The following is a 5316-nucleotide window of genomic DNA, read 5'->3' on the forward strand; positions in this document are numbered from 1 at the left end:
CCCCGACAGTTCGGCGGTGATCGCCACCGATTGCGGATGCAAGGTGACGACGCCGACTTCCGGTTTGCCGGGCGCGCCCATGCCGGCGGGGGCGCTGCCCTCCTGCGAGCAGGACGCCAGCAGAAAGGTAGCGGCGAACATCGCGGCCCAGGGCGCCAGATGGCGTGCCGAAAAACGAGGCTGGCTAGGCTTGGAAATCATGGCCTGGATCTTTCCCTGGAGTTGTGTACGCGTTGGCAATGGACCGCCTGGTCGAGGGGCATGCCGATCCATATGATGATAGGCCGCACCCGTCGGCGGGCGGCGACGAGCAATGCTTGGAAGCGGCTCATGTCGCGCTCCTTCTCGGCGGCCGGAGCTGCTCGAAAGTCGAGTAGCTGGCCTCGATGCCCACCAACATCATTATGCCGATCAGCGAGGACATGCCAAGCGCCTTGCCGGAGTTCACGCGATCTTGCGGTCATGATGTCCATGGTTGTCGAGCGGCTGCGAGAGCGGAAGCGACAGCCGCCAGGCGGCGAAGCGCAGGCGGATCGCGCCCTTCAGCGTGTCGACCGGGAGGGCCAGCGGCATATCGCGCCCGGCAGGACCGAACGAGAGCCTCGGGCTGGCGGACGCGAGCAGCCGCAGCATGATCATGGCTTCCCACATTGTCGTGCTTCCATTGCATGGTTCGAATTGGCGTCATTCGAACTGGACGTGATTGAAACGAGGGATGGCGGAGATACGCCCGCCATCCCCCGGAGAACCGGCCGGCCCGAGAACGGGTTGGGTACCGGGCCGGCCGGTGCAGTCGGTCAGAGTTGTCAGTCGTTCCCGGGCTGGGGCGAGAGCTGCCTGCCATCGTTGGGCAGGCCTCTGGGGCCGGCTGCATCGTTCGGCGGCCCGCCCCAGGGACCGGGGGGTGATCCATGGGGGCGTTCCGCCGAAGCGAGGACTTCGAGTTGTTCGGGCGTCAGCTTGGCACGCAGTTCCGCGATCGCGTCCTTCAGTTTACCGGCCGAAACCGCGCGGGCGGTGACATCGTCGGCCAGCTTTTCCTGGAACGCGAAAGGATCAGGCTTGCCGCCGGGACCCGCCGCGTCGGGACCCTTCGCTTCAGCACTACCGGGCCGCCCGTGGTTGGGTCGAGGCGGCGAAAGCACCGCCTGCAGCGCGCTGGTGTAGTCGCGCCAGGCGTCGAGTTGTTCGGTGCGGATGCCGACGCGGGTCTCCAGCGCGGCGAGCCGGGCGGCCAGCATGAACTCCGGCGGCGGACCCATGCGGCGGGGGCCAAAGCCCTGTGGGCCGAAACCCTGCGAACCAGGCCGCATCGGTTCATGCGGGCCGGGTCCAGCCATCGGGCCGTGATCTGGGCCGTCCTGCATGGCCACGACAGGTGGCGGCTCGCCTGGTCCGGCGCCGGGATCTGGCTGCGCTGCCAGCGCGGGGTGAATTGCGGCGACGGAAAACAGGCCGAGCGCAAGAAGTCTGCTTCGCATAAAGATGTTCCTTTCTCTCATGCTTCGGACAGTTCAGAGGATAGGAAGCGTCTTTGTCCGCTTCGCGTCGGCGTGTTGCCGAAGGTTTCCGCAAAAGGGCAATTTGTTTCCGAATGTTTCCCTCGGGCCCCCGGAAACGTTCGGTTGCAATTTTCCATGCCGCTCGGGCGCGGCTCCTCCTATAATCGTGGCCAAGGCAAGGGCACGATTGATGCAGTCACAACCCCATATCCTCGTCGTTGACGACGACCGCGAGATCAGGACGCTTCTCCAGCGTTATCTCGACAGCCAGGGCTTTCGCGTCACGGCGGCGGCGGACCGGCGCGAATGCGAGCAACGGCTTGGCTCAGGCCAATTCGACCTGATCGTGCTCGACGTGATGCTGCCGGACGGCTCGGGGCTCGATATCTGCCGCGGCTTGCGCGACCGCAAGCCGCACACCCCGATCATCCTGCTGACCGCGCTGAAGGAAGATGTCGACCGCATCATCGGCCTGGAACTCGGCGCCGACGACTATCTCGGCAAGCCGTTCAACCCGCGTGAGCTCATTGCCCGCATCCGCGCCGTGCTCAGGCGCTCGGCGCCCGAGGAGGCGCCCGCCTCCCTGCGCGCGCGTACGTACCGCTTCGCCGGCTACAGGCTGGAGCCGGACACCCGCAAGGTGACGGACGCGCAAGGCGTGGCCGTCGACCTTACGGGCGCAGAGTTCGACCTCTTGCAGGTGTTTCTCGACCGCCCCGGCCGGCTTTTGTCGCGTGACCAGCTTCTCGACCTGACGCAAGGCCGCGAGCGCGACCCGCTCGAGCGTTCGGTCGATGTGCTGGTGAGCCGGCTACGCCGCAAATTTTCCGACACCGGCGACGGGCCGCTGTTCAAGACCGTGCGCAATGGCGGCTACCAGCTCACCGCGCGCGTCGAGACCGTGGAGAGCCAGGCGTGAATTCGCTGCGCCGCCGTCTCATCCTGCTGCTGGTCGCCTCGATCGTCGGCGTCGTCGGCCTGGCGACGGCCGCCGTCATCAGCGTGCGCGGCGGCGGACCGCCGCCGGAACTGACCGTGCCCTGGATTGCCCAACAGATGGAACTGGTGGTGCGGCTTTTGCCGGGGCCGGTCCCCGACGTCCTGCGGGTGCAATTCGCCGACCATCCGGCGGGCGGCAAGATGGCTCGTGCGGAAACGGCGATGCTCAATGACATCCTGCACCGCCGTGGCCTCGACTTTCCGGCGGTCGTCAACGAGAAGGCGGACGAACCCGGCCAGATCGCATCGATGCACCTGCCTGACAGCCGCTGGGCGATCATGGAGGTGCCGCACCTCAAGCCGCCGCGTCGCGAATGGCTGGTTCTGGCCGGCTGGATCTCGCTGATCGTCGCCGGCGCCACGGCGGTGTCGGTCTATTTCACCTCGGTGCTGATCCGCCCGCTCGAGATGCTGGAGGCCGCCGTCTCCAAGATCGGATCGGACGGCGTGCTGGCGGCGGTGCCGGAAGTGGGCTCGGCCGAGGTCAAGGCCACCGCGCATGCGCTGAACCAACTCTCGTCGCGGCTGCGGACCGCCATGGAAAGCCGCATGCGGCTGGTCGCCGCCGCCGGCCATGATCTGCGAACGCCGATGACGCGCATGCGGCTGCGCGCCGAATTCCTCGACGACGAACGCGACAAATGGCTTCACGACCTCGACGAACTCGACCGCATCGCCGACAGCGCCATCCGTCTGGTGCGCGAAGAGGTGAACCAGGACGCCGTCGAACCGGTCGACCTGGCAAAGACGGTGCGCGATATCGAAGCCGAGATGGCATCGCTCGGCCATGCCGTGTCGATCGGGCACCTGGACAAGGTTTGCGTGCGGGCCGGCGCGCTTGGCCTGCGCCGCGCCTTGCGCAACCTGATCGTCAACGCCGCCACCCATGGCAAGGCGTGCCGCATCGACCTGGCCGCAGCCGACAATCGCGCCGTGCTGACCATATCTGACCATGGCCCGGGCATACCCACGGAACTCCTGAACAAGGCGTTCGAGCCCTTCTTCCGCGTCAACCCCGGCCGCCTGCAATCCGTCCCCGGAGCCGGTCTTGGCCTCGCCATCGCCAAGGAGATCATCGAGCGCTACGGGGGCACGGTAACGCTGGAAAACCGCCCGGGCGGCGGGCTGGAACAGACGGTGGTGTTCGACGCGGTGTAACGGTTAGCGGTCAGCCGAGTAATCGGCGTTGACGAAAAAACAGAGACGATGCTGCACCGCGCAAAGCCAATGTTCCAAATCATATCTCCACGGAGCCAGGACCGAACCCATATAGCCAAACTATAGATTCCAAAATTTCTTGCGACTTCACAAAGAACTAGGCTCTCAAGCCAAGAGCTCCCCTCAATCAACCGGGGCGGGAATATCGGCACAATTTAAACGCCAAGGTTTAATTCTGAGGAAACTCGCCAGAAATGGCGAGAACCGGCCGGTTTTGTCAATTTTTAGCACTTGCTCACATAAGTATTTCAGCCGGGTAGATATTTTGTGTTGCGCTGCACAATGCCGTAGCCGAACGATGTCCTGGGGGGACTCGTTTGCGACTGGACATACGCCGTGGAGGATTCCGCCAGGTTGACCAGCTTGAGTTGTCCGTCCGTCGATTTCGAGCCCGGCCCGGCCGTGCTCGCAATGCGCGGATTTGCGGGTGCCTTGGCGGGTCTCGTCCGCCTTAGCCTGCCGCTCGAAGCGGCCGGCTGGCGGCCTCATCGCGGATATCACGCCGGCGGAAGCCGCTGATGGGAAGCGCCCGTGACATCCAACTTGATGCGTTGAGAGCTATCGCCGTAACGATGGTGTTGTATTCCCATTTCTTCGCGGAGGGACCTTCGTTCTGGGGCCATATCGGTGTGCGGCTGTTCTTCGTGCTGAGCGGCTTCCTGATCACGCGCCTGCTCCTGGAGGCGCGCTCGGCCACCGAATTCGAAACCGGCCCGGCGCTGCGCTCCTTCTACATCCGGCGGATGTTGCGGATATTCCCGCCCTATTTTGCCGTCCTGGGTTTCGTCTGGCTGGTCGACCTGGATCAGTCCAGGGGGTCGCTGGTCTGGCATGCGCTTTATCTGTCGAACTTCTGGTATGCGCTGCACAATAACTGGAACCCTTGGGTGCTGGGCCATTTCTGGAGCCTGAGCATCGAGGAGCAGTTCTATCTTGCCTGGCCGCTGGTCGTCCTGCTGGCCCCACGCCGCCGCTTCGAGGCCATCTGCATCGCCGTCATCGCGCTGTCGCTGGCCTATCGCTTCTATTGGCCGATCACCGCCACGCCGACGCTGACGCGCGACCTGCTGCCGCCGGCATCCATGGATGCGCTGGCGTCGGGCGCGCTGCTTGCCTGCTGGCATTTTAGGGGCGCCGGCCTGCCGCACTGGATGCGGCTGGGCTGGCCTGCCTTCGCGGCCGCATTCCTTGTCATCGAGTGGTTAGTCCCGGAGCCCGCCGATCCGACACTGGAATGGGCCCGCTGGCTGCTGCGGGAAGTCCTGCCCCTGGTGCCGCTGATGGTCATCGTGGCAGCCTGTTCGCGCGGCCTTGGCGGCATCCTGGGCAGGCTTGCCGAAGTGCCGCCGCTGCTTGGCCTCGGCCGCATCAGCTACGGCGTCTATCTCTATCATCCGATATTGCTGTCGCTCGCAGTCAAGGCGCAGCCCTGGATTCCACTCAACGTCTCGGAGCAAGGGCCAGGGCGATTCCTGGTCGCGGGCGCCGCCACGATTGTCGCCGCCTGGATTTCCTGGGTGGTTTTCGAGAGGCCGCTCAACAGCCTGAAGCGCTACTTCCCCTATGTCGCGCGCACCCGCTCTGCACAGGGCAGCCA

5 protein-coding genes and 1 pseudogene are annotated in these 5316 nt (G+C 65.1%); 3 read left to right on the forward strand and 3 right to left on the reverse strand.

What is annotated here, in order from left to right:
* The 3 genes and pseudogenes from EN964_RS23270 to EN964_RS23280 all read right to left on the reverse strand — a co-directional run.
* Nucleotides 1-201 (reverse strand): annotated as a pseudogene (locus EN964_RS23270) (efflux RND transporter periplasmic adaptor subunit); the annotation flags it as partial.
* A gap of 243 nt (nt 202-444) precedes the next feature.
* Nucleotides 445-651, reverse strand: coding sequence for a hypothetical protein (locus EN964_RS23275; protein WP_127270464.1), 207 nt, complete (start codon nt 649-651; stop codon nt 445-447).
* 155 nt (nt 652-806) lie between these two features.
* Nucleotides 807-1481: a hypothetical protein gene (locus EN964_RS23280; protein ID WP_127270463.1), complete on the reverse strand. Its 675-nt coding sequence runs from the start codon at nt 1479-1481 to the stop codon at nt 807-809.
* A gap of 211 nt (nt 1482-1692) precedes the next feature.
* Here EN964_RS23280 and EN964_RS23285 point away from each other — a divergent pair, with 211 nt between their 5' ends.
* From EN964_RS23285 to EN964_RS23295, 3 genes are all read left to right on the forward strand, one after another.
* A complete protein-coding gene (locus EN964_RS23285; RefSeq protein ID WP_127270461.1) occupies nt 1693-2421 on the forward strand; it encodes a response regulator in 729 nt (242 codons plus the stop codon).
* Nucleotides 2418-3659: an ATP-binding protein gene (locus EN964_RS23290; protein ID WP_127271108.1), complete on the forward strand. Its 1242-nt coding sequence runs from the start codon at nt 2418-2420 to the stop codon at nt 3657-3659. Before EN964_RS23285 ends, EN964_RS23290 begins: the two co-directional genes overlap by 4 nt.
* 578 nt (nt 3660-4237) lie before the next feature.
* A partial coding sequence (locus EN964_RS23295; protein ID WP_164775949.1) for an acyltransferase occupies nt 4238-5316 on the forward strand: 1079 nt, incomplete at its 3' end.

This window comes from Mesorhizobium sp. M7A.F.Ca.CA.001.10.2.1 (assembly GCF_003998575.1).
Taxonomy (GTDB): Bacteria; Pseudomonadota; Alphaproteobacteria; order Rhizobiales; family Rhizobiaceae; genus Mesorhizobium.